Origin of the sequence: Oceanicella sp. SM1341, assembly GCF_003448965.1 — a bacterium.
Lineage (GTDB): Bacteria > Pseudomonadota > Alphaproteobacteria > Rhodobacterales > Rhodobacteraceae > Paroceanicella.
Genome location: NZ_QRGC01000009.1, coordinates 76,678 through 97,836, shown reverse-complemented (window position 1 = coordinate 97,836; position 21,159 = coordinate 76,678). Strand labels below are relative to the sequence as shown.

The window sequence follows — 21,159 nt, the reverse complement described above, 5'->3', positions numbered from 1 at the left end:
GGCTTCGGCGGCTCTAGGAGGAGCCGGCGGAAAGGTTGATCCGGGCGCCCCCGGCGGCGTCCGCGGGCTCGACGATGCAGCCAGCGGGTGCGCGCTCGAGGATGCAGCGCAGGCGCTCCGTGCGGCCGTCGCGGTCAAACTCGCGGTGGGCGCAGATGGCGCCGAGCGGGTAGGTGAGGTGCACCCGGTAGCGCGCGCCGCGCCGGGCCTGGAACAGCAGCTCGAACATCCGCGGCTCCGGGTTGCCGTGCTTGCCGTCGCCGCTCACCAGGTAGTGGTCGGCGGTGACGGCGGAGAGGAAGGCGAGGTCGATGTTTCGGTCCGAGCCGTGATGCGGCATCTTGAGGATGTCGAAATGCAGCTCCGGGCCGCTGAGCCCCGCGGCGCAGAGCCATTCCAGGATCATGTCGCCGCGCGCGTCGCCGGTGAGCAGGGCGCGCCGGCCGCCGGCCTCGGCCACCACCACGATGCTGGAGAGATTGTAGACCGAGCGGTCGAGGCTGACGAGCTCGGCCTCGCTGGCCTCGCGCGCGAGGATCCTGGGCAGTTGCTGCGCCCATTTGCGGCGCAGCTTCTCCACCGCCGCCATGTCCGGGCCGATGACGCGCAGGGTGAGGGGGCCGCAGCGCCAGTCGTCCCGCCGGGCCCCGGCGATGGCGAGCCCGCCCGCGAAGCCCGGATTGCGCGGGATCGCGAGAGTGTCCAGCGCGTCTGTGAGCCGCCGCCCCTGCGAGACGGAGGACAGCACCAGCCGCGCATCCCCCTGGCCGGCGAAGAGTGTCGCCAGCGGGCCGGAGGCGCTGCTGAGCGAGAGGGCGGCAGCCTCGGCGGGGGCGGGTTCGGCCAGCGCCAGCGCGTCGGTGAAGCCGTTGAACCAGGTCTCGCGGATCTTCGCTGCCGGGGGCTTTCCGCCCTGGTGGGCGGCGGAGAGGGCGGCGGTGAGCTCGAGGATGCCGGTGATGTGGTCGGCGTCGATATGGGAGACCATCATCAGGTCGATCGAGGCCGGGCCGCCGCGCCCGAGGGTGGCGAGGGCGGGGGCGAGCGCGTGGTCCCAGACCCGCGAGGGGCCGCCGTCGATCAGCACCCGGGCGGGGCCGGCGGAGAGCAGCAGCGCGTCGCCGTGGCGGGCGGGCAGCGCGGTGATGTCGAGGGTCATCGGGTCTCCTTCACAGCGATTGCAGGGCGCGCAGGGCGTCGAGCAGCCCCGCGCCCTGGAAGTAGCGCTCGCGGCCGAGGTCGGTGGCGGTGGCGCAGAGCACCTCCTTCACCCGCTCGGGCCGGCCGCGCAGCTCGTCGTGGCGGGCCATGAGCAGGGCGGCTGCGCCGCTCACGTGCGGGGCGGCCATGGAGGTGCCGTCCTTGCGGTCCTGGCCCTCGCCGGGCACGGGGCCGAGGATCTTCTCGCCGGGGGCGACGAGGTCGGGCTTCATGCGCCCGTCGCCGGTGGGGCCGCGGCTGGAGAAGTAGCTCACCCCGTATTCATGCGGCCGGCCGCGGTGGGTGGCGCCCACGGTGATCACCTTCTGGGCGTTGCCGGGGTCGGTGATGGTGGAGGCGCGGAAGCCGTCGGCGAGGGTGATCGCCTCCAGGGGCCCTGCGTCGAAGCCGCGGTTTCCGGCGGCGGCCACGATCACCATGCCGAGGGCCACGGCCTGGTCGCACTCGATGCAGATCGGGGTGTGGCCGCAGGCGTAGCGGCGCACCTCGTGGACCAGCGACAGGCTGAGATTGGCGCCATGCACCGCCATGTAGCCGGCGCGGGCGTTCATCCAGCGCAGGTATTGCAGGGCGGCGAGCAGCTCGAACTCGTCGGTCTGGCCATCCTCGCGGAACACCCGCACGTCGATCAGCCGGATGTCCGGGCACATGCCCTGCAGCACGCGGCTGCGCAGGGGCAGGGGCAGCTCGGCCTCGCCGGGCATGTCGTCGATCCAGTCGGCGCCGATGATGCCGGCGACATGGGTGCCGTGGTCGGTGGGCGGGGGAGGGGGGTCCGGCTCCTCGATGAGCGGGCGCAGGGCCTCCCAGTCCACCTCGCGGTTGAGGCGGATGCGGCTGCGCAGCTCCTCCATGTGGCGCTCGGCGGCGGCCTCGGCCTCCATGTCGGAGAGGGGGGCGGGGGCGGCGGCCTTCAGGCGGCGGGCGAGATCGGCGCGCAGGGCGGCGCGGGCGGAGGCGACGTCGGCATCTTCCTCGCCGCCGGCCGGGGCGGGGCCGAGCAGGTCGGCGTCGAGCAGGTCGCGGATGCGGGTGAAATCGAGGGTGAGCACCACGCGGCTGGGAAGGTCGGTCACCTGCGGCGGCTTCTCGCCGCGGGCGCAGGGCACCGAGGTGTCGGCGAAGGCGGGGTGGCGGGTGTCGATGCCGCTGTCGATCACGGCCCAGGTGATCTCGCGGCAGCTCACGTCGAACAGGCGGCGGGCGGCATCGGCCTTCACCGTGAGGGCGGAGCGGGAGATGGCGAGCTCCACCGGGCGGTTGCGCGTGACCCGCCAGATGAACTGGGCGGGCTGGATGTTCTCGGCGGTGTTCCAGGCCTCGTAGATGCGGAAGAAGCCGTCCACCAGCGCCTCGGCGGGGAAGTCCTCGCCGCTGTCGGGGCGGGGGCCGCGCAGCGCTTCGGCGCGGCGGCGCTCCATCCGGGCCTCGAGGGCGCGGCCGGCCGTGTCTGCCTCGTCGAGCAGGGCGTGGCCGTCGAGGAAGGCGGCGCCGATCAGCCCGGCGAGGCGCACGAGCCACAGCAGGTCTGCCGGCAGGCGCTGAAGGTAGGTGGTGCGCGGGCCCTGCCCTGCGCCGGTGCCGGTCTCGTGCAGGCGCAGCGCCTCGGTGAGGTCGCGCGCGCGCCCGGGGCTGTGCATGGGAAAGCCGGTCCAGTCCGCCGGCTCGGCGCCCTTGTCGGCGAAGCAGTCCGCGAGGCGCAGCAGCGCGTCGCGGGTTTCCTGCCACCAGGGGGTGAGGGGCAGGCCCAGGCGCATCAGCTCGTCGAAGAAGAGCTCGGCCGAGATCTGCCCGGGGATGTGCGAGATGCGGGTGCGCCCGCGCTGCACCGGCCCGCCGCCGCGGGGGAAGCGCAGCACCTCGCGCCCGCGCATGCGGGTGAGCATGGCGCCGAGCTCGGAGGCCGCCTGGCCGGCGCCGCGGTCATGCGAGAGGGTGAGGATGAGCTTCTGCCGGCTGCGGGGCCCGAGCGCGTAGGCGAGCCAGACGTCGGAGAGCACCGGGCTGTCCTGGGTGAAGCGCAGCCCGCCGGGGCGCTCGAAGATCAGGTCGTGCAGCAGGGCGGCGCGGCGGCGGTCGTCAGCCATGATGCGGGCTCCGGGGGGTCACAGGGTCACCTCGAGGTCGACGATGGCGCCGGGGGCGAAGCGGAACAGCCGGCCGGAGAGCGGGTCGGGCAGGGGGGTGCCGCTGGCGTCCTCGCCCTGCACGCCGATCTGGTAGACCGGGCCGGCCTCCACCGCGTAGCCGCCGTTGCCGGGGAAGCGGTCCGGGGCGCGGAACATGAGCTGGCGCAGGCCGGGGGGCCGGGCGCCGAGCGTGCCGGCGATGGCGGCGGGCTCGGGCGTGCCGGCGGGCGCGCGGGTGACGGTGACGGCCACCGGGCCCTTCGCCTGCCGGCGCGACACCCGCACCGAGACCCAGGCGCGGGTACCGGGGTCGGGCGCCACTTCGGCGGCGCGGTCGGAGGCGCGGAAGCCGAGGCCGCGCATCAGCCGGTTCACGCCCGCGCTGCCGCCGGCGAGGACGAGGGCGGTAAGCGTGCCGCTCACCGGCCCGCTTTCCAGCGGGGCGGCGGAATAGGCGCTGATCAGGCTTGCCACGATGTCGAGCCCGAACACCCAGACCATCAGCCCGGCCACCGCCACCGCGATGGGGGTCTTCCAGCCCTTGCGGTCGAAATAGGCGAGGAACACCCGCCAGTCGAACAGCAGGGTGAGGGCGCTTTCCAGCAGCAGCGCGAGCACGAAGAGCAGCACCAGCGCCTGGCCGGCCTCGGCCAGCGCCTGGGGGTTGGAGAAGACCAGCCCGCCCCCGGCGGCGGCCCCGGTGTCGATCCCGGCGGTGGAGGGGCTCTGGGCCGCGGCGGCGAGGGGGGCGAGCATGAGGAGGACGAGGGCGATGCGCTGCATGGCGGTCTCCCGGCGGCTCAGGGGAACACCCGGGGCGGCCCGACGGGCGGGGGCGCGTCGGGCAGCAGGTAGCTGCGCAGGGCGGCATCGGCGAAGGCGTAGCCGGCCTCCACCACCACCTTCTGCTCGGGGCGCGAGAGGGCTTCCAGCCGGGTGGGCGTGTCCCGCGCGCGGGCGATGGTGTCGGGCGTGGGCTTCCAGCCGTCGCGGAGGGGGAAATCCTCCAGCTCCGTGCCGGCGGTCCAGTAGGCGCCGCGGCGCTCGGGCCGCCCGTCGGCCAGCCGGTGGCGGAACAGGTTGATGAGCATGCGCTCGCGCCAGTCGATGCTGGAGGCGAGGAAGCTGTAGATCACCGGCACCATGTGGTCGAGGGCGAAGCTGCTCACCTCGGCGGCGGCATTGTGGCCGGCGTAGCTGGCGATAAGCACCCCGCAGCGCTTCCACACCGCCTCCAGCCCGAGGTTGTCATGCACCCCGCCATCGACCAGCACCGGCTCGCGGTGCAGGGCGGGGTCGTCGAAGCGCGCGCCCGCGGGGGTCTCCACCTGCTCGTCGGAGAGGTCGAGGCGCAGCGGCGCCAGCACCGGCGGGAAGGCCGAGGAGGCCGCCACCGCATCGGCCAGCCGCAGGTGCGTGGTGGTCGCGGAGAAGGCCCGCCAGTCGGCCAGGTAGTGCTTGGTGAAGCGCACCAGCCCGCCGGTCTGCAGGTTGGTGGCGTTGAAGACGAAGGCGGGGCGCTCGGGCAGGTCCTTCAGGGCGAAGCCGTCGAACACGTGGCGGTCGTAGAGGTCTGCCAGCCGGTTGCCGGCCGAGACGAAGGGCAGGAAGCCCGCCAGCCCCACCCGGATGTCGAGGGTACGGGCCGTGGCCTCCAGCACCGGCTCGGTGAAGGCGGCGTGCAGGGCGTCGGGCGGTGCTATGCCGGTGGCCGCGTCGAAGGGCAGCTTGCGCCAGGCCTTCGCGAGAAGACCGGAGGTGATCGACCCGCCGGAGACGCTCGACACCCGGTCGATGCGTGGCAGGAGGCCCAGCTCGTTGAGCCGGATCACCGCGCCGGCGTGAAACAGCGTGGCCCGGTAGCCGCCGCCGGAAAAGCACAGGCCCACCGCGTCGGGGCGGTATTTCACCAGGTCGCCGGGACGGAAGAAGCCGGGAAGCGAGGAAACGCTCCAGTCGGGCATGATGCTGGCCTCCGGATGCGGCCGCGCGGAGCTGGCCTCGCGGGCACCGTTGCAGGTTTGAAATCAATTCCGACGAACACTGTCGGGAACGCGCTGGAAACGCTGTGATAATGCGCACATCGAGCAACTAGAGATCATGTTACATTTGTGAACAATACGTCGATTCGGTGTGTTTGTACTGATTTTATGCCCGGAGAAAGGGTCAGTGTTCCTGTCTCGGCCGGAGTGTGCCGGGAAACGGGGCGCGGCCTCGCCGGGCGCGATGAATTGGGAGGACACCGCATGGGGATGACCTTCGAAGACCGCCAGGGGCTGATCTCGACGACCGAACTGCCCGTGATGCGCCGGCGCCGCGCCACCACGGACCCCGACGAGCACCGCGCCCTCGGCGCCGTCCTGCGCCGCATCCGCGCGCTGCGCGACACGGAGGAGGAGGCCGGTCTCGCCGATCTCGTGCTGGTCGACACCCTCGCGGAGTGCCTCGCGGCCGCGGTGGCCGCCCTGCGCAACCGGCCGTTCGATGCGGCCCTGGGCACCTACCAGGCAGTGATGAACCGGCTGGGCGCCGCGGTGTCGGAGGCGGCGGAAGGGCCCGCCCGCCTCGCCCCCGAGCCGGTGCAGGCGCCGGCGGAAGGCGCCGCGCCCGAGGCCGGGCGCCTCGCCGCGCTCTACGCCGACTGCCGGCCGGACCCCGCGCGGCTGGGCGAGATCGACCATTTCTACCTCCGCCCGCTGCTGCGCAACCGCGCGCTCTACGAGGGGCTGGGGGCGCGGCTCGGCATTCCCTGGTGGTTCATCGGGCTCATCCACGGGCTGGAGGCGAGCTTCAGCCTCGAGACCCACCTGCACAACGGCGACCCGCTCTCGGCGCGCACCGTGCACCACCCGCCGCGCCGCCCGGCCACCGGCAGCCCGCCCTTCACCTGGACCGAGAGCGCCACCGACGCGCTCACCATGGAAGGGCTCGCCGGGCTCGATGACTGGAGCCTCGGCCCGGCGCTCGACCGGCTGGAGCGCTACAACGGCCTGGGCTACCGGAACCGCGGCGTGCCCTCGCCCTACCTGTGGAGCTTCTCGAACCACTATACGCGCGGCAAGTTCGTGGCCGACGGGCGCTTCGACCCCGATGCGGTGTCGAAGCAATGCGGCGCCGCGGTGCTGCTGCGCAGGCTCGAGGACACCGGCGCGGTGGAGACCGGCCGGCCGCTCGACCCCGGCGCGGGGGCGGTGGCGGGCATGGCGGCGCGCTTCGCCGGCGCCGCGGCCGCGCCCGCGCCCGCGCTCCCCGAGCCGCTCGCCGGCGTGGTGGCGCAGGAGCTCGACTTCCCCGGCGAGATCGCCCGCGGGCAGAAGGACGCCGGCGGCAGCCGCACCGTGGCGCGGGTGCAGGAATGGTGCTCCTTCCACGGCGCGCGCACCGATGTGGACGGCGATTTCGGCGGCGGCACCGAGGCGGCGGTAAAGGCCTTCCAGCTCCGCGCCGGCCTGCCGCAGACCGGGCGGGTGGACGAGCGGGTCTGGGCAGCACTCACCGCGCCGATGCACCGCGCGCTGGCCCGGCCCGAGCTGCCGGAGGGTGCCGGCATCTACGAGGCGGCGCTGAGCGTCGCGCGGCTGCACCTCGCCGAGCACCCGGTGGAATTCGTGGTGCGCGGGCAGGGCAACTGCGGCCCCTGGGTGCGGCTCTACATGCACGGGCGCGAGGGCGACGACCAGCCCTGGTGCGCCGGCTTCGTGAGCCATGTTCTCGCCCAGGCGGGGCACGCGCTGGGGCTCGGCGCGCCCATTCCGCGGCAGGTGGGGGTGGACGCGCTGGTGGCGGATGCGAAGGCCTCGGGCCGCTTCGTGGCCGAGGCCGAGCTCGGCAGCGCCGACCATCGCGCCGGCCGGCTGCGCCCCGGCGCGCTGTTCTGCGTCCGCGCCTCGGCGGCCGACTGGACCCATGTGGGTTTCGTGACCGAGATCGCCCCGGACAGTTTCGCCACCATCGAGGGCAATACCAACGACGAGGGCTCCCGCGAGGGGTTCGAGGTCTGCGCCCGCTCGCGCGGCTGGCCGGGCCGGGATTTCGTGCTGCTGGCCTGAGGGCCGGCGGCTGTGCGTTGCGTGACGATGTTTCGCGAGATGTGTCCGTGCACACAGGCCCCCTGCCGCCGCGCTGGCAGACTGTCGGCAGGGCAGGGGGCATCACCCGGCCGGCCTGCCCGGCCACCGTCATGCAAGGGAGACTGGAAATGACCATCACCGGACATACCGCCCTGTGCCTCGTGCTTCTGCTTCTCGTGCTCGCGCCGGCCCTGGCGGGGCCGCTTCCCGCGGGCCTGCCAGGCGCCCCCGCCGGCGTCGGCCCCTGCAACCCCGAGATCAAGACCTGCCTCTGACGCGGAAGGCAGGCCGGCGCGGAGGACGGCGGGGAGGACGGGCACGTGGAGTTCGACATCGCCTACATGGCCGTGGTGGGGGCCGGCGCGCTGACCCTGATCGTGGAGGCGTTGCGCCAGTTCTCGGTGCCGGTGAACGTGCACCCGCACGAGCGCTACCCCATCCTGCAGGGGGTCGAGCTCGACACGCTGTGCACCAAGGCGGAGCTGATCCGCGGGCTGATGTTCTACGTGCTCATCTACCTGCTGATCTACGCGGCCCTGCTCGGCTCGGCCGAGCTCTACGCCCTTGTGCAGGCCGGCGAGGGCAGGGTGAAGGGCCCCACGGGCGACATCCCCGGCGGCAGCGACGGGCTGCTGGGCGCGGGGGCCTACGGCAAGCCCTTCTACGTCTCGGCCGCCATCATCGCCGCGCTCTCCACCGGGTTCTTCGCCCCGGTGGAGCGCTGCATCCGATCCGTGGCGCACCGGCTGGCCGACATTCCCTACGGCGTCTACCGGGTGATCACCCGGCTCCACCGCGTGGACTACGCCCGCATCGGCACCGGCTATCACCTGCCGCTCACCGAGGCCTATGCACGCATCGCCCCCGCGGCGGGCGACGGCAGCACCCGCGACGCGCTGCTGGCCGACACGGTGGCCGCCCTCAAGACCATCGACCTCGTGGGCCCGGCGGTGGTGGGCGAGTACCGCGACCAGCTCTTCGCCCAGACGCCCGTCGCCGCCCTCGACAGCCTGCTGGAGCGGGTGCGGGGGGACGTCGACGGCGTGACCGCCGCGCTCGGCACCCTCTCGGACGCGCCCGACGCCCTGCAATCCTTCCAGCAGAGCGTGCTGCGCACCCGCAACAACCTGCTCGCCGTCTTCGCGCTGCTCTTCATCCGCAACGACCGGAGCGTGGCCGGGGCCGGCGGGCAGAACCCCACCTCGGAGGTGATCCGCGCCATCGAGAGCGAACGCGACCCCGCGCTGCAGAGCCTCGCCGGCGCGGTGATGGCGAGCGGCCTGCTCACCGTGCTCTCCACCTGGGGCATCTACTCGGCCTGGGCCTCGGGCGCGCACCAGGCGGGCTGGTTCGCGGCGGTGATGCGCGAGGGGCTGTGGCTGGGCTTCGCCACGGTGCTGAGCTTCGCGGCCTGTGCCGGGCTGGCGCTGATGGTCCGGGAGTCGCGGGAGGAGCGCAACCGCTGGAAGCCCTGGCGGCTGAGCCGCATGCCGTTCCTGCGCTTTCTCGGTGCCTCGCTGCTGCCGGCGCTGGCGGCCGTGGCGGCCTGTGTCGTCGCCGGCGCGCTGGAGGACCTGGTGGCGGCCGGCACCCTCACCTCCGCCCAGCTGCGCGACTTCCTGCGCGATTACGGCGGCTTCTGCGCGCTCAGCTTCGCCTTCGGCATCATCATCGCCTTCCACGTCTTCCTGGTGGTCGACCTGCACGAGCGGCTGCCCCATCTCGCCACGCTCGGCATCGCGCTGGTGATGGCGGGCATCTACGCGCTCTGGGCGCTGGTGGTCGTCGCCTCCACCTACGGCACGGCGCAGGGGCTGAGCTGGCAGCTGCGCGAGGCGGCGCTCCTGGGGGCGCCGGCGCTGATCTTCTTCCTCGCCTTCGCCGCCCTCATGGAATGGAGCGAGGACTGAACCGATGAGCCTGCGTCTGCGCCGCCTCGCCCTCTCCGTGCTGATGTCGCTGGCGCTGCCCGGCCTCTCCGGGGGCGCGGCCCCGGCACGGGCGGCAGAGCTGGTGGTGGGGGTGCGGGCCGATGCGCGCCCCTTCTCCTTCCGCGCGAGCGCTCCCGTCTTCGCCGATCCCGCGGCCGGCGGGCCGCTGCGCGCGGCGGGCTACGACGGCTACATGGTGCGGGTCTGCGACGGCGTGCTCGCCGAGATGCGCCGCTCGCAGGGCTTCGAGGTGGTGCCCAGGCTGGTCGATGCCGCCAGCCGGTTCGAGCTGCTGCGCGCGGGCGAGATAGACATCCTGTGCGACCCCGCCACCATCACCCGCGCGCGGCTCGACGAGCACCTCGCCTCGGGGCCGATCTATCTCTCCGGCATCACCTTCGCCAGCCGGCCCAGCGTGCCGCGAAACCCCTGCCGCACGCTGGTGGGCTTCGTGGCCAGCACCACGGCCGAGGCGGAGGGGCTCGGCGCGGTGCTGCGCGCCGGCGAATGGCCGGCCTTCCGCGACATCCTCATCCATTTCGCCAACAACGACGAGGCCTGGCGCAGTGCCGAGCCCGCCTGCCCGCAGCAGGAGGGGCGCGCGCAGCCGCTGCGCGCCTTCCCCACGCATGACGCGCTGGCCGAAGCCTTCTGCAACGACGAGGTGATCTACTACGTGGGCGACATCGAGATCGTGACCGCGGTGCTCGGCGCCCAGCCCGACTGCCGCTGGCGCGACGCGCTCGACACCTATACCGACGATCGCTACGCCATCTTCCTGCGCGGCCGCGACGTGGCCCCGGAAAAGGCGGCGCTGCTGCTCGAGTTCCTCGGCACGCTGAGCCGGCGCACCCTGTTGCGGCCCTCGCTGCTCGACGAGGCCTTCGCCGGCACCTTTCCCGGCTACCGGCCCAGCCGCAAGCTGAGCCTGTTCTTCTGGAGCCTGCGCGGGCGCGAGTGAGGGGCCGCGGGCAGGGGCAGGGGGTGCGGGCAGGGGAGCGCGGGGCCCCCCTGCTCCCGGCCTCAGTCCGGCAGGATGCGGATGTCGAGCAGGGCGAGCCGGCCGCCGCGCGTCACCTCCAGCGCCTCGGCGAGCAGGCCGGGCAGGGCCTCGGGTTCGGTCACCCGCCGGGCCCAGGCGCGGCTGGCGCGCGCGGTGGAGCAGAAGTCCGGCGAGGGCTTGAGCGCGGTGAGTGGCATCTCGTTGGCCTTCGCCGCGTGCCCCTCGGGGTAGAGCCCCACCACCGAGCCCCGCACCGCCCCCCATTCCTCGTTGTTGAGCACCAGCACGAGGATGCCCAGCTCCAGCGCCTCGGCGATCTGGTGGCAGGCGGTGGGGTTGGCGAACATGTACGAGCCGTCGCCCATGGTGGCGACACAGGTACGCTCCGGTGCCGCCAGCTTTGCGCCGAGCGCACAGGGGAAGGACCAGCCCAGCCCGCCGGAATGCGGCTCCTGGAACCACGCACGGTGGCCGCGCCGCGCCAGCGGCCCGAGCTTCGTGCCCAGCTCGGAGAACACGCTCGAGGCCGCGCCCTCCAGCGCCTCGCCCAGCACCTGGCTCACGAACTCCTTGGTGATGCCGCGGGCGGCGGAGGCGGTGATCGCCTCGCGCATCCGCGCCCGGGCGACGGCGGTCTCGCCCGCCAGCCGGTCGCGCCGGGTGGCGATGGCCTCCTCGTCGCGCGGGAGCTTCGCCATGGCGGCGAAGAGCGCTGGCAGGGTGACGGCACTCTCGCCCGCGAGTGCGAGGTCGGAGCGGAAGTTGCGCACGGGGAAGCGGGAGAACAGCGGGTCAGGCCCGATGTGGATCACCTTCGCGCCCGGCTTGGGGTGGTGCATGTCCGGCCACCAGGGGGCGAGGCAGTCGAGCACCACCACCACGTCGGCCTCTGCCAGCCGGGGCCCGGGGTCGGCGCCCACGTGGCAGGGGTGGTCGGTGTCGATCGCCAGATGCGTCGCCCACCAGGAGCACACGGCGATGCCCCAGTCCTCCGCCCAGTCGGCGAAGGCGGCGAAGCTCTGCGCGTCGCCCGCCCCGCGCTGCGCGATCACCAGCGGCGCCTGCGCGCCGGCGAGCAGCAGCGCGGCCTCGGCCAGCGCCGACGGCTCGGGCGCGAGGCCCACCGGCGCCATGCTGGCCGGGGCCTCCAGCCCCTCGGCCGGGCAGGGCTCGCACAGCACCTCGCGCGGCAGCGAGAGGTAGACCGGCCCCTTGGGCGTGGAGTTCGCCACCGCCTGCGCGCGGTCGAGCAGCGCGCCGATCTGGTCGGGGAACTTCAGCTCGTACTCCCACTTGCAGGCCTCGCGCACCAGGGCGGACTGGTCGCGCATCTCCTGCCCCCAGCCGATGGGCACGGTGCGGGCGCCGAAACGATCCTTCTCCGTCACCGGGGTGCGGCCGGACATCAGCAGCATGGGGATGTGCTCGCAGGCGGCGTTGATCGCCCCGGTGGCGCCGTTCGACAGGCCCACGTTGGTGTGCAGCATCACCGCCTGCGCGCGGCCCGACATGAGGTAGTAGCCATGCGCCATGCCCATGGCCGCGTGCTCATGCGGGATGACGAGGGCGCGCGGCAGGTCGATGCCCTTCGCCGCCGCCTCCGCCAGCCCCTCGATGATGGGGGGGAAATCGGTGCCCGAGTTGGTGAACACATAGTCGATGCCGAGCGCCTTCAGCCGGGTGAAGATCGCCCCGCCGGCGGTGAGGGTGGCGCCGGCCACCCCCGTCTTGTCGTCTCCGTCCATCGCGCGCCTCAGAACGGGTAGTGCTGGGCGGGATCCTCGAGGGTGATCCAGCGCAGCTCGGTGAATTCGTCGATGGCGGCCGCGCCGCCGAAGCGCCCGTAGCCGGAGGCCTTCATGCCGCCGAAGGGCATCTGCGCCTCGTCCTGCACGGTGGGGCCGTTCACGTGGCAGATGCCGGCCTCGATGCGCCGCGCCACCGCCATGGCCCGGGTGACATCCGCGCCGAAGACGGAGGAGGAGAGGCCGTACTCGGTGTCGTTCGCCAGCTCGATCGCGTGCTCGGTGTCGCGCGCGCGCACCACGCAGACCACGGGGCCGAAGGATTCCTCGCGGAAGAGCTTCATCGCCGGGGTCACCCCGTCGATCACGGTCGCCGGCATGATGGTGCTGTCGGTGGCGCCCCCCGCGACACAGGTGGCCCCCTGCGCCAGCGCGTCGGCGATCAGCCCGTTCACCCGCTCCACCGTGGCGCGGTCGACCACCGAGCCGAGCACCACGTGCTCGCGCGGGTTGCCATGTGGCAGGGCTTTGGCCTTGGCGGCGAATTTCTCCACGAATGCGTCGGCCACCTTCTCGTCCACGATGATGCGCTCGGTGGACATGCAGATCTGGCCCTGGTTCATGAAGGCGCCGAAGGCGGCGGCGTTCACCGCGCCGTCGAGATCGGCGTCGTCGAGCACCAGCATCGGCGCCTTGCCGCCCAGCTCCAGCAGCACCGGCTTGAGGTGGCGGGCGGCGAGCTCGGCGATGATGCGGCCCACGCGGGTGGAGCCGGTGAAGTTCACGCGGCGAACCTTCGGGTGCTCCACGAGGGCGGCCACCACCTCCGGCGCGTCCTCCGCCGCGTGGGTGACGACGTTGATCACCCCCTCGGGCAGGCCGGCCTCGGTGAGGGTCTCGCCGATCATCACGTGCAGGCGCGGGCACATCTCGGAGGCCTTCAGCACCACGGTGTTGCCGCAGGCGATGGGCATGGCCACGGCGCGCATCCCGAGGATGACCGGCGCGTTCCACGGCGCCATGCCCACCAGCACGCCCACCGGCTGGCGGTAGGCCATCGCGAGGGTGCCGGGCTTGTCGGAGGGCACCACCTCGCCCTTCACCTGGGTGGTCATCGCCGCGGCCTCGCGCAGGATGCCGGCGGCGAAGGCCACGTTGAAGCCCAGCCAGGGGCCGGTGGCGCCGGTCTCGGCGATGCCGGTCTCGATGAACTGGGGGGTCTTCGCCTCCAGCAGGTCGGCGGCCTTGAGCAGGATGGCGCGGCGCGCGCCCGGCCCGGTCTGCGACCAGGCGGGGAAGGCGGCGGCGGCGGCCTCCACGGCGCGGTCCACGTCGGCCTTGCGCGCGGCGGCGGCGCGGGTGGCGACCTCGCCGGTCACCGGGTCGCGGCGCTCGAAGGTGCGCGCGTCCTCGGCCGGGGCGGCGGCGCCGCCGATGAGAAGTTGCAGGTTCATGTGCGGTTCCTACCCTTATTGTCGGTCGTTCAGCTGTTCAGCGGTTTTCATGGCCCGGCGCGGTGCCGGGGGGTGGCTGGATGGCGGCCCGTTGCGCGCGACGGCTGCGGAGCTCTCCTGCCAGGGCCCAGATGATAGAGCCGAGTGCGATGAGGAGAAAGAGTGCCGGCACCGGCCGGGTGAGCAGCGGCAGGAAGCTGCCGTCATACACCACCAGCCCGGAGCGCAGGTTCTGCTCGGCCATCGGCGTGAGGATGTAGGCGATGATGAACGGCCCGGTGGGGATGCGGGCGCGGTGCATCAGGTAGCCCAGGGCGGCGAAGGCGAGCATCACGCCCACGTCGAGCCAGCGGTTCGACACCGAGAAGGCGCCGATGACGCAGAAGATCACGATGCCCGGCAGCAGCCAGGCCTTGCGCACGTACATCAGCCGGGCGAGCAGGGGCGTGGCGAGCCACATGATGAGCAGCATCGCGAGATTGGCCGCCAGCGCGCCGCCGATCACCGTGTGGGCGATGCCGGGGTTCTCGGCAAAGAGCAGTGGCCCGGGGTTGAGGTTGTGGATCACCATCGCGCCCAGCAGCACCGCGGTGATCACCGAGCCGGGGATGCCCAGGGTGATGAGCGGCACCAGCGCGCCCACGGTGCCGGCATTGTTGGCGGCCTCGGAGGCGATGACGCCTTCCTCGGCGCCGCGGCCGAAGCGCTCCGGCCCCTTCGCCATCGCCTTTTCCACCGAATAGGCGGCGATGGAGGCGGTGGTGCCGCCCACGCCGGGCAGGATGCCGATCCAGGCGCCGATGACGGAGGCGCGCACGTAGCTCCAGGCGTAGCGGGTGACATCGCGGATGTGCATGGCCACCCGCGCCGCCTCGCCGCGCGGCGGCGGCGGGGCGGAGGGGGTGCGGCAGTCCACGAACACCTGTGCCACCACCAGCGTGCCCAGCAGCACCGGCAGCAGGGCAAAGCCGGTGTCGAGCCCGGAGAATCCGAAGGTGAGCCGCAGCGTGCCCGAGATCGGGTCTATCCCCGGCAGCGAGACGAGCGCGCCGAGCCCCGCCGCCATCAGCCCCGCCAGCAGAGACCCGCGCGAGATGGCGGCGATCAGGCTCAGCGCCACCACGGTCATCGCGAAGATCTCGTAGGGGCCGAAGCGCACCGCCACCACCGAGAGCGGCGGCGAGAGCAGGGCGAGGATCACCCAGGCCAGCATGCCGCCGATGAAGGAGGCGAGCACGCCGATCCCCAGCGCGCGGCCCGGCTCGCCCCGCGCGGCCATCGGGTAGCCGTCGAGCGTGGTCATGATGGCGGCCTCGGTGCCGGGCATGCGCATGAGCGTCGCGCTCACCAGCCCGCCGGTGGTGGCGCCGACATACATCGAGACGAGCAGCAGCAGCGCGTCGCTGCCGCTCATGAAATAGGTCATCGGCAGGGCGAGGGAGATCACCATCGCCCCGGAGAGCCCGGGAATGGAGCCCACGAAGATCCCCGTGGCGGTGCCGAGCAGGATCCAGGGCAGCCCGCCGGTGAAGACATGGGCATAGGCGTCGAGCATGGCATGCTCCGCGGGTTTCGGGCCGCCTCAGAGGCTGAGGTAGAAGACCCGGGTGAACAGGAGGGTGAGCCCCCAGGCGAAACCGGCCGAGACCGGCACCGCGAGGGCGAGGAAGCGCGCGTCGCACCGGCGCAGGAGGAACGCGAGCATCGCCAGCATGTAGAGCGCCGTGCCCGGGGCGAAGGGCAGGGGCGTGAGCGCCACCAGCCCGATCCACAGCACGGTGAGGGCGAAGGCGGCGGCGGCCCGCGCTTCCGCCGGCCAGAGCTCGGCGGCGGGCTCGTCGCGCTCCGCGGGGCGGCCGCGCAGCAGCCCGGGCAGCAGCAGGGCCGCCTGCGCCGCCGCGAGCCCCAGCGCCAGCGCGCCGAGGGCGAGCGGGAAGGCGCGTGAGCCCACCGGCTCGTAGACTGCCGGCGGGATTTCGCTGCCCGCCACCAGCGCCGCGAGCCCGAGGACCGCGAAAAGCGCGGTGAAGCCGAGCTTCGCGGCCCGGCCGGGCGCGGCCGGGGGGGCCGTGTCGGGCGCGTCCGTCATTGCCTCACTGCCCCGACGTGGCCTTCACCACGTCCAGCACATCGAGGTAGGAGCCGTAATCCGCCTCGATCGCCGCGCGCAGGGCGTCGCCGCGCAGCACCGCCGCGTCCTCGCCGCTGGCCTCGAGATAGGCCTGCACCTCCTCGGTGCCCATCGCGGCCTCGATGGCATCGGCCACCGCCTCCACCGCCTCGGGCGGGGTGCCTTTCGGCGCCCAGTAGCGCCGGGCGAGGCAGGCGGTCACGTCGTAGCCCTGCTCCTGCGCGGTGGGCAGGTCGGGCATCTCGGGGAAGCGCTCCTCGCCCAGGGCCGCGAGCGGGCGCAGCTCGCCCTTGCCGCGGGTGAGCCAGGGGGTGGACATGAAGGCGAGGTCGGCAAAGCCGCCCTTGAGCGCCGCGAAGCGCTTCGAGGTGCCGCCCGTGGGCACGATGCGCCACTCGGTGCCGGCCTGCGACATGAGCTGGGCGGAGGGGAAATGCGTGGCGCTGCCGATGTCGTCGGCCTGTTTCAGCCCGCCGGGCGCGGCCTTCGCCGCGGCCATCAGATCGTCGAGGGTCCGGTACTCGGAGCCCTCCGGCACCGCCACGAACATGCAGCCGCGGCTGGCCTGGATCACCGGCTCGAAGTCATCGGGCGCGTAGTCCACCCGGCCGAGGGCGGCGGCGGCGAACATCTCCTGGTGGATCTGCAGCAGGGTGTAGCCGTCGGGTTCTGCCCCCAGCACCTGGCGCGTGCCCACGGTGCCGGCCGCACCCGGCGCGTTCACCACCACGAAGGGCACCGGCAGCAGGTCGTGCTTCTCGATGCCGGCCTGGATGGCGCGGGCCAGCCCGTCGCTGCCGCCGCCGGCGCCGAAGGGCACGATGAGCTTCACGGGGCGTTCGGGGAATTCGGCCAGCGCGGGGCCGGCGATGGCGGTGCCGAGGCCGATGGCCGTCGCGCACAGGGCTGCCTTGAGTGTCGGCATGGTGATCCTCCCTTTCGATCGTTGTGGGGAGCGGGGCGGCTCTCCGGCCGCTTGCTCCGATAAACAGTTTGATGTCCAACTATCTTTCTGTCAACCTTCTGGCGTGAGAGATCACCAACCTGTCAGAAAACACTTCCGGAGGACCCCCACGCCATGACCGCCCTGCCGCTGAAAGCTCTCGAGATCCGGGCCGTGACGGCCTTTCCCGCCTATATCCCCGTCACCCTCTCGCTCGGGCCGGTCGAGGTGTCGACGGCGCTGTCCTGCGCGGTGGTGGAAGTGCAGACCGACCAGGGCGTCACCGGCCACGGTTTCACCGCCATCACCGACGAGGAGGTGGTGGCCGCCATCGTGCGCGAGCTCGCGGCGCCCGCGCTGGTGGGCCAGGACGCGCTGGCGCGCGAGCGCATCGCCGAGCGGCTCTACTGGCTCCTGAGCCCGCGCGGCCAGACCGGCTACGCGAGCCATGTGGTCTCCGCCGTCGACCTCGCGCTCTGGGACATCCTGGGCAAGGTCACCGGCCAGCCCTGCTGGCGGCTGCTGGGCGGCGCGCGGGCCGAGGTGCCGCTCTACGTCACCTTCGGCTTCGGCAGCTTCGACCGCGACCAGCTCGCCGATGCCGCCCGCCACCTGAAGGCCGACGGCGTGCGCCGGCTCAAGATGGTGGTGGGCCACCACGGGCTGAAACGCCGCGCCGAGGGGGGTGACCTCGGCGCCATCATCGCCGAGGATATCGCCCGGGTGCGCTGCGTGCGCGAGGCGGTGGGCGAGGAGTGCGAGATCTATGTCGATGCCAATTGCAGCCTGGATCCCGCCTCCGCCGGCCGGCTGGCCCCGGCGCTGCGCGAGCTGGGCGTGGCCTTCTTCGAGGAGCCGGTGCGCGGCAATGACGTGGGTCGGATGGCCGACCTGCGCGCCCGCTCGGGCCTGCGCCTCGCCGCGGGGCAGAACGAGGGCCAGCTCTTCCGCTTCGCCGATCTCATGGACGGGGGCGCGGTGGACGTGATCCAGCCCAACGTGACCATCTGCGGCGGGCTCACCGCCGGCGCGAAGGTGGCGGCCATGGCCGAGGCGCGCAACATCGAGCTTGCCAACGGCGGCGCGTTTCCCTTCCACAACATGCACCTGCACGCCGGCCTCGCGCATGGCGGGCTGGTGGAGTGGCACCTGATCTCGGTGGAGATGTGCCGCGCCCTCTACCGCGACCTGCCCGAGCGGCAGGGCGACCGGCTGCGCCTGCCCGAGACCCCCGGGCTCGGCTTCGAGGCCGATGGCGCGGCACTGCGCGACTTCGCCTCCCGGCCCACATCGCGCGGGGTGGGGAAGGGATGAGCCTCTTCGCCCGCCGCCCGCCCGCCTCGGCGGAAGACTACCGCGCCGCCGCCCGGGCCCGCATGCCGCGCTTCGCCTTCGACTTCATCGACGGCGGGGCGGGCACCGAGGCCGGGCTCGCGCGCAACCGTGCCGCCTTCGCCGACGCCCTGCTCATGCCGCGCGCGCTGGTGAACACCGATGCGCCGGCGGACACCGCGCGCGCCTTCCTCGGGCGCGCGTGGCGGCTGCCCTTCGGCATCCCGCCCATCGGCCTCGCCGGCATCGCCTGGCCCGGGGTGGACCGCATCTTGGCCGCGGCGGCGGAGCGGCACGGCGTGCCCTACGTCGCCTCCACCCCCGCCACCGACACGCTGGAGGCGCTGAAGGCGGCCGCCCCGCGCTCGGGCATGTTCCAGCTCTATGTCGGCCGCTCGGAGGAGATCACCGACGATCTCGTCACCCGCGCCGAGGCGGCGGGCTACGAGGATCTCGTGGTGACGGTCGACGTGCCGCGCCCCGGCAAGCGGCTGCGGGATGTGCGCAACGGCTTCGCCCTGCCGCTGCGCCCCGGGCCGCGCATGGTGCTCGACCTCCTCACCCACCCGGCCTGGTCGCTGGCCATGGCCCGGCACGGCGCGCCGCGCTTCGCCAATCTCGAGCGCTACGCAGCCCCCGGCGCCGGGGCGCGCTCGCTGGCCGAGCTGATGGCGGGGCAGAGCTCGGGGCGGCTCGACTGGGCCCTGGTGGGGGATCTGCGCCGGCGCTGGAAGGGCCGGCTGGTGCTCAAGGGCATCCTCGCCCCCGAGGACGCCGCCCGCGCCGCAGCCGAAGGGGCCGACGCGGTGATGGTGTCGAACCACGGTGGCCGGCAGCTCGATGCCGCTCCCGCCCCGCTTGCCGCCCTGCCCGCGGTGCGCGCGGCGGTGGGCCCGGATTTCCCCCTCGCGCTGGACGGCGGCGTGCGCTCGGGCGAGGATATGCTCAAGGCGCTGGAGGCGGGGGCGGATTTCGTGTTTCTCGGCCGGCCCTTCCTGTTCGCGGTGGCGGCGCGCGGGGCGGCCGGGGCGGAGGCGCTCTTCGCCCTGCTCGCCGCCGAGCTGGAAAGCGCCCTCGCCCAGACCGGGCGCACGGGGCTGTGACGGGGGCGGCCCGGATGGAGAAGGAGGATGTGATGTCGAAGCCCGGTATCGTGGAGCTGCCGCCCGAGGACACCGGCCGGCCGGGCGGGCGCGCAGTGGAGCTTGGCCCGATGTCCGAGTTCATCGGCTTCTACCTGCGCCATGCCTACGAGGCCGCCTTCACCGATTTCTCCCGCGCGCTGGGGGCGGATTCGCTCAAGCCCGGCAGTTTCGCGCTGCTCTCGCTCATCGTGGGCAACCCGGGGCTGACACAGGTCGAGCTGGGCCGGGTGAGTGGGCGCGACAAGTCCAGCGTCACGGCGGCGCTGCGCCAGCTCGAGGACCGCGGCATCATCCGCCGCGAGCGCCAGGAGGGCGATCGCCGCTCCTACGCCAGCTACGTGACTCCCGCGGGCGAGGTGGTCTATGCGCGCATGGCCGAGAAGGCCGAGGCGCATTTCCGCCGGCTCGACGAGATCGTCGGCCCCGAGCGCAAGGCCGCCTTCATCGAAACCCTGCGCGACATCTCCGAGGGCATGGACGCCGACACCCCCGGCACCGGCTGAGGTCTGACGGGGCACGGGCACCGCGCGCCCCGGCGCATGACCGCGCAGGCCTCTTGCGGCCGCGCCGGCTGCGAGACATGCCTCCCGGCATCCGGCATCCGGCATCCGGCATCCGGCATCCGGCATCCGGCATCCGGCATCCGGCATCCGGCATCCGGCATCCGGCATCCGGCATCCGGCATCCGGCATCGGGTGCTCGAGGGCTGATCGGGGACGACCGGCAAGCGGCGCGAAGCCAGACCGACTGCCTTCCCCTCCTGCCCGAGCACCCGGCAGCGCCTCTCGCACTGCCCTCCGGCTCCCGCACGCAGCAGGCGGCAGTGCGTGCCCCCCGTGAATCGCAATCCCGCGCATCGCGAGGACCGGGACCGGGACCGGCGGCGGCCCGCAGGGCCGATCGCCACGCGCGCCAGGCTGCGGGGGCCGACAGGCCCCCTCGGCGTGGCGCGCGTTCCTCCCTCGGGCAGGGGGCGTCGCGGCCGGGGTCAGGCGCGGTTGCGGCGCAGGTCGGAGGGGGGGAAGCCGAACTGCCGGCGGAAGGCGGTGGCGAAATTCGCCGGGCTGCCGTAGCCGGCCAGTGTTGCCGCCTCGGAGACCGTCACCGTCTCGCGCTCCAGCGCCGCGCGGGCGCGCTCCAGCCGCTCGGCCCGCGCCCAGGCCACCACCGAGGTGCCATGTGCCGCCTGGAACAGCCGCCGCATCGAGGACAGGCTCACCCCGCCCTCGGCGGCGATGTCCGCCAGTCCGGGCAGCGGGCCGTGGCTCTCGGCCACGAAGGCCTCCATGCGGGCGAGGCGCCGGCGCTCGTGCGGGCGCAGCAGGGCGTCGCGCTCCGGCGGGGCCTCGCCGATGCGGCCGAGGGCGCCGGCCACCAGCGAGAGGGTCAGTGCCTCGCGCTCCAGCCTCAGGCAGGGCGTGTCGCCCTCTCCCAGCGCCGCGAGCCGCTCGAAGGTGGCGAGCGTGTGGGCGTCGGCCTGCCAGGCCAGCCGGGTGAAGGGCGCCGCCAGCCGCTCGCGCAGCCCGGCCTGCCCGGCCCCGGCGAGGTCGAAGCCGTTGCCGGCCATCCACTCCGGGCTGAGCTTGATGTTCACCTTGCGCATGTAGTCGCCCGGCTCGGCCCGGCGCACGAAGTCGGCGGGCTCGGTGAGGGCGGTCAGCACCACCTGCACCGGCGCGCCGGGCGCCCGGCCCAGCTCCATCGGCCGGCCGCCCAGCGAGGCGCGCGCCTCGCCCGCGGTGAAGCAGTGCAGCACCACGCCGGGCGCGCGGGTGACCCGGGTCTCGAAGGCCTCGGTGGTGGTGGCATCGAGCGTGTGCACCGCGAGGCCGCGGCGCAGTTCGGTCATCGAGTGGCGGCCGGAGAGCGGCGCGCCCCCCGGCCGGGAGGCGCGGAAGCCGCTGCCGGAAAGGTGGGCGCTGCGCGCGATGCGCGCCAGCGGTATCGGATTGGCCAAGGCGGACCCTCCTCGCGAACGGGTGTCGGAAGCATGGTGCCTGGCGTGCGGGGGAACAGTTTGGCGATTTCGCAAAGGCATTCGGCGATCCGGCAAAG

The 21,159-nt window shown here is 73.4% G+C and carries 17 protein-coding genes; 7 read left to right on the top strand and 10 right to left on the bottom strand.

The annotated features are described in order from the left end of the window. Positions 1–13: 13 nt before the first annotated feature. The 4 genes from D3P35_RS10600 to D3P35_RS10585 are packed head-to-tail and all read right to left on the bottom strand — an operon-like array spanning position 14 to position 5,314. Positions 14–1,159, bottom strand: coding sequence for a ComEC/Rec2 family competence protein (locus D3P35_RS10600; protein WP_118134703.1), 1,146 nt, complete (start codon positions 1,157–1,159; stop codon positions 14–16). 10 nt (positions 1,160–1,169) lie between these two features. Then, positions 1,170–3,308, bottom strand: coding sequence for a S8 family peptidase (locus D3P35_RS10595; RefSeq protein WP_118134702.1), 2,139 nt, complete (start codon positions 3,306–3,308; stop codon positions 1,170–1,172). Between the two features lie 18 nt (positions 3,309–3,326). Beyond that, positions 3,327–4,133 carry a hypothetical protein gene (locus tag D3P35_RS10590; protein ID WP_118134701.1) on the bottom strand — a complete coding sequence of 269 codons (807 nt, stop codon included), beginning with the start codon at positions 4,131–4,133 and terminating at the stop codon, positions 3,327–3,329. A 17-nt stretch (positions 4,134–4,150) separates the two neighbouring features. Next, entirely contained in the window at positions 4,151–5,314 is a 1,164-nt protein-coding gene (locus D3P35_RS10585) for a patatin-like phospholipase family protein (protein WP_118134700.1), read from the bottom strand. Between the two features lie 288 nt (positions 5,315–5,602). On the opposite strand from D3P35_RS10585, the gene D3P35_RS26735 reads away from it, so the two are divergent. The 4 genes from D3P35_RS26735 to D3P35_RS10570 all read left to right on the top strand — a co-directional run bounded on the left by D3P35_RS26735 (position 5,603) and on the right by D3P35_RS10570 (position 10,312). Then, positions 5,603–7,399: a peptidoglycan-binding protein gene (locus D3P35_RS26735; protein ID WP_232830455.1), complete on the top strand. Its 1,797-nt coding sequence runs from the start codon at positions 5,603–5,605 to the stop codon at positions 7,397–7,399. A gap of 149 nt (positions 7,400–7,548) precedes the next feature. After that, positions 7,549–7,695 carry a hypothetical protein gene (locus D3P35_RS26110; protein WP_157982101.1) on the top strand — a complete coding sequence of 49 codons (147 nt, stop codon included), beginning with the start codon at positions 7,549–7,551 and terminating at the stop codon, positions 7,693–7,695. A gap of 45 nt (positions 7,696–7,740) precedes the next feature. Then, positions 7,741–9,330 (top strand): hypothetical protein, encoded by a 1,590-nt coding sequence (locus D3P35_RS10575; protein ID WP_118134699.1) that lies wholly within the window; start codon positions 7,741–7,743, stop codon positions 9,328–9,330. A gap of 4 nt (positions 9,331–9,334) precedes the next feature. Beyond that, the gene (locus D3P35_RS10570) at positions 9,335–10,312 is read left to right on the top strand and encodes a transporter substrate-binding domain-containing protein (RefSeq protein WP_118134698.1); all 978 of its coding nucleotides are present in this window, start codon (positions 9,335–9,337) and stop codon (positions 10,310–10,312) included. Between the two features lie 62 nt (positions 10,313–10,374). Here the strand turns inward: D3P35_RS10570 and D3P35_RS10565 are convergent, their stop codons facing one another. The 5 genes from D3P35_RS10565 to D3P35_RS10545 are packed head-to-tail and all read right to left on the bottom strand — an operon-like array spanning position 10,375 to position 16,609. Further along, positions 10,375–12,099, bottom strand: a complete 1,725-nt coding sequence (locus D3P35_RS10565) for a thiamine pyrophosphate-requiring protein (RefSeq protein ID WP_118134697.1) — start codon at positions 12,097–12,099, stop codon at positions 10,375–10,377. A gap of 8 nt (positions 12,100–12,107) precedes the next feature. Next, entirely contained in the window at positions 12,108–13,553 is a 1,446-nt protein-coding gene (locus tag D3P35_RS10560) for an aldehyde dehydrogenase (protein ID WP_118134696.1), read from the bottom strand. Between the two features lie 37 nt (positions 13,554–13,590). Next, positions 13,591–15,108, bottom strand: coding sequence for a tripartite tricarboxylate transporter permease (locus D3P35_RS10555; protein WP_118134695.1), 1,518 nt, complete (start codon positions 15,106–15,108; stop codon positions 13,591–13,593). Positions 15,109–15,135: 27 nt separating this feature from the next. Then, complete coding sequence (locus D3P35_RS10550; RefSeq protein ID WP_118134694.1) at positions 15,136–15,642, bottom strand: tripartite tricarboxylate transporter TctB family protein; 507 nt, start codon at positions 15,640–15,642, stop codon at positions 15,136–15,138. A gap of 4 nt (positions 15,643–15,646) precedes the next feature. Beyond that, entirely contained in the window at positions 15,647–16,609 is a 963-nt protein-coding gene (locus D3P35_RS10545) for a tripartite tricarboxylate transporter substrate binding protein (protein ID WP_118134693.1), read from the bottom strand. A gap of 153 nt (positions 16,610–16,762) precedes the next feature. On the opposite strand from D3P35_RS10545, the gene D3P35_RS10540 reads away from it, so the two are divergent. Genes D3P35_RS10540 through D3P35_RS10530 form a run of 3 tightly spaced genes read left to right on the top strand, consistent with a single transcriptional unit; the run spans position 16,763 to position 19,607 of the window. Further along, positions 16,763–17,941 (top strand): mandelate racemase/muconate lactonizing enzyme family protein, encoded by a 1,179-nt coding sequence (locus D3P35_RS10540; RefSeq protein ID WP_118134692.1) that lies wholly within the window; start codon positions 16,763–16,765, stop codon positions 17,939–17,941. Beyond that, the gene (locus D3P35_RS10535) at positions 17,938–19,062 is read left to right on the top strand and encodes an alpha-hydroxy acid oxidase (protein ID WP_118134691.1); all 1,125 of its coding nucleotides are present in this window, start codon (positions 17,938–17,940) and stop codon (positions 19,060–19,062) included. Before D3P35_RS10540 ends, D3P35_RS10535 begins: the two co-directional genes overlap by 4 nt. A gap of 32 nt (positions 19,063–19,094) precedes the next feature. Next, complete coding sequence (locus D3P35_RS10530) at positions 19,095–19,607, top strand: MarR family winged helix-turn-helix transcriptional regulator (RefSeq protein WP_118134690.1); 513 nt, start codon at positions 19,095–19,097, stop codon at positions 19,605–19,607. Between the two features lie 485 nt (positions 19,608–20,092). Here the strand turns inward: D3P35_RS10530 and D3P35_RS10525 are convergent, their stop codons facing one another. Beyond that, entirely contained in the window at positions 20,093–21,061 is a 969-nt protein-coding gene (locus tag D3P35_RS10525; protein ID WP_118134689.1) for an AraC family transcriptional regulator, read from the bottom strand. Positions 21,062–21,159 lie beyond the last annotated feature (98 nt).

What these genes read in the sequence shown, in the direction of transcription:
- D3P35_RS10600 (WP_118134703.1), bottom strand. Translation starts at nt 1,159, where the DNA reads ATGACCCTCGACATCACCGCGCTGCCCGCCCGCCACGGCGACGCGCTG.
- D3P35_RS10595 (WP_118134702.1), bottom strand. Translation starts at nt 3,308, where the DNA reads ATGGCTGACGACCGCCGCCGCGCCGCCCTGCTGCACGACCTGATCTTC.
- D3P35_RS10590 (WP_118134701.1), bottom strand. Translation starts at nt 4,133, where the DNA reads ATGCAGCGCATCGCCCTCGTCCTCCTCATGCTCGCCCCCCTCGCCGCC.
- D3P35_RS10585 (WP_118134700.1), bottom strand. Translation starts at nt 5,314, where the DNA reads ATGCCCGACTGGAGCGTTTCCTCGCTTCCCGGCTTCTTCCGTCCCGGC.
- D3P35_RS26735 (WP_232830455.1), top strand. Translation starts at nt 5,603, where the DNA reads ATGACCTTCGAAGACCGCCAGGGGCTGATCTCGACGACCGAACTGCCC.
- D3P35_RS26110 (WP_157982101.1), top strand. Translation starts at nt 7,549, where the DNA reads ATGACCATCACCGGACATACCGCCCTGTGCCTCGTGCTTCTGCTTCTC.
- D3P35_RS10570 (WP_118134698.1), top strand. Translation starts at nt 9,335, where the DNA reads ATGAGCCTGCGTCTGCGCCGCCTCGCCCTCTCCGTGCTGATGTCGCTG.
- D3P35_RS10565 (WP_118134697.1), bottom strand. Translation starts at nt 12,099, where the DNA reads ATGGACGGAGACGACAAGACGGGGGTGGCCGGCGCCACCCTCACCGCC.
- D3P35_RS10560 (WP_118134696.1), bottom strand. Translation starts at nt 13,553, where the DNA reads ATGAACCTGCAACTTCTCATCGGCGGCGCCGCCGCCCCGGCCGAGGAC.
- D3P35_RS10555 (WP_118134695.1), bottom strand. Translation starts at nt 15,108, where the DNA reads ATGCTCGACGCCTATGCCCATGTCTTCACCGGCGGGCTGCCCTGGATC.
- D3P35_RS10550 (WP_118134694.1), bottom strand. Translation starts at nt 15,642, where the DNA reads ATGACGGACGCGCCCGACACGGCCCCCCCGGCCGCGCCCGGCCGGGCC.
- D3P35_RS10545 (WP_118134693.1), bottom strand. Translation starts at nt 16,609, where the DNA reads ATGCCGACACTCAAGGCAGCCCTGTGCGCGACGGCCATCGGCCTCGGC.
- D3P35_RS10540 (WP_118134692.1), top strand. Translation starts at nt 16,763, where the DNA reads ATGACCGCCCTGCCGCTGAAAGCTCTCGAGATCCGGGCCGTGACGGCC.
- D3P35_RS10535 (WP_118134691.1), top strand. Translation starts at nt 17,938, where the DNA reads ATGAGCCTCTTCGCCCGCCGCCCGCCCGCCTCGGCGGAAGACTACCGC.
- D3P35_RS10530 (WP_118134690.1), top strand. Translation starts at nt 19,095, where the DNA reads ATGTCGAAGCCCGGTATCGTGGAGCTGCCGCCCGAGGACACCGGCCGG.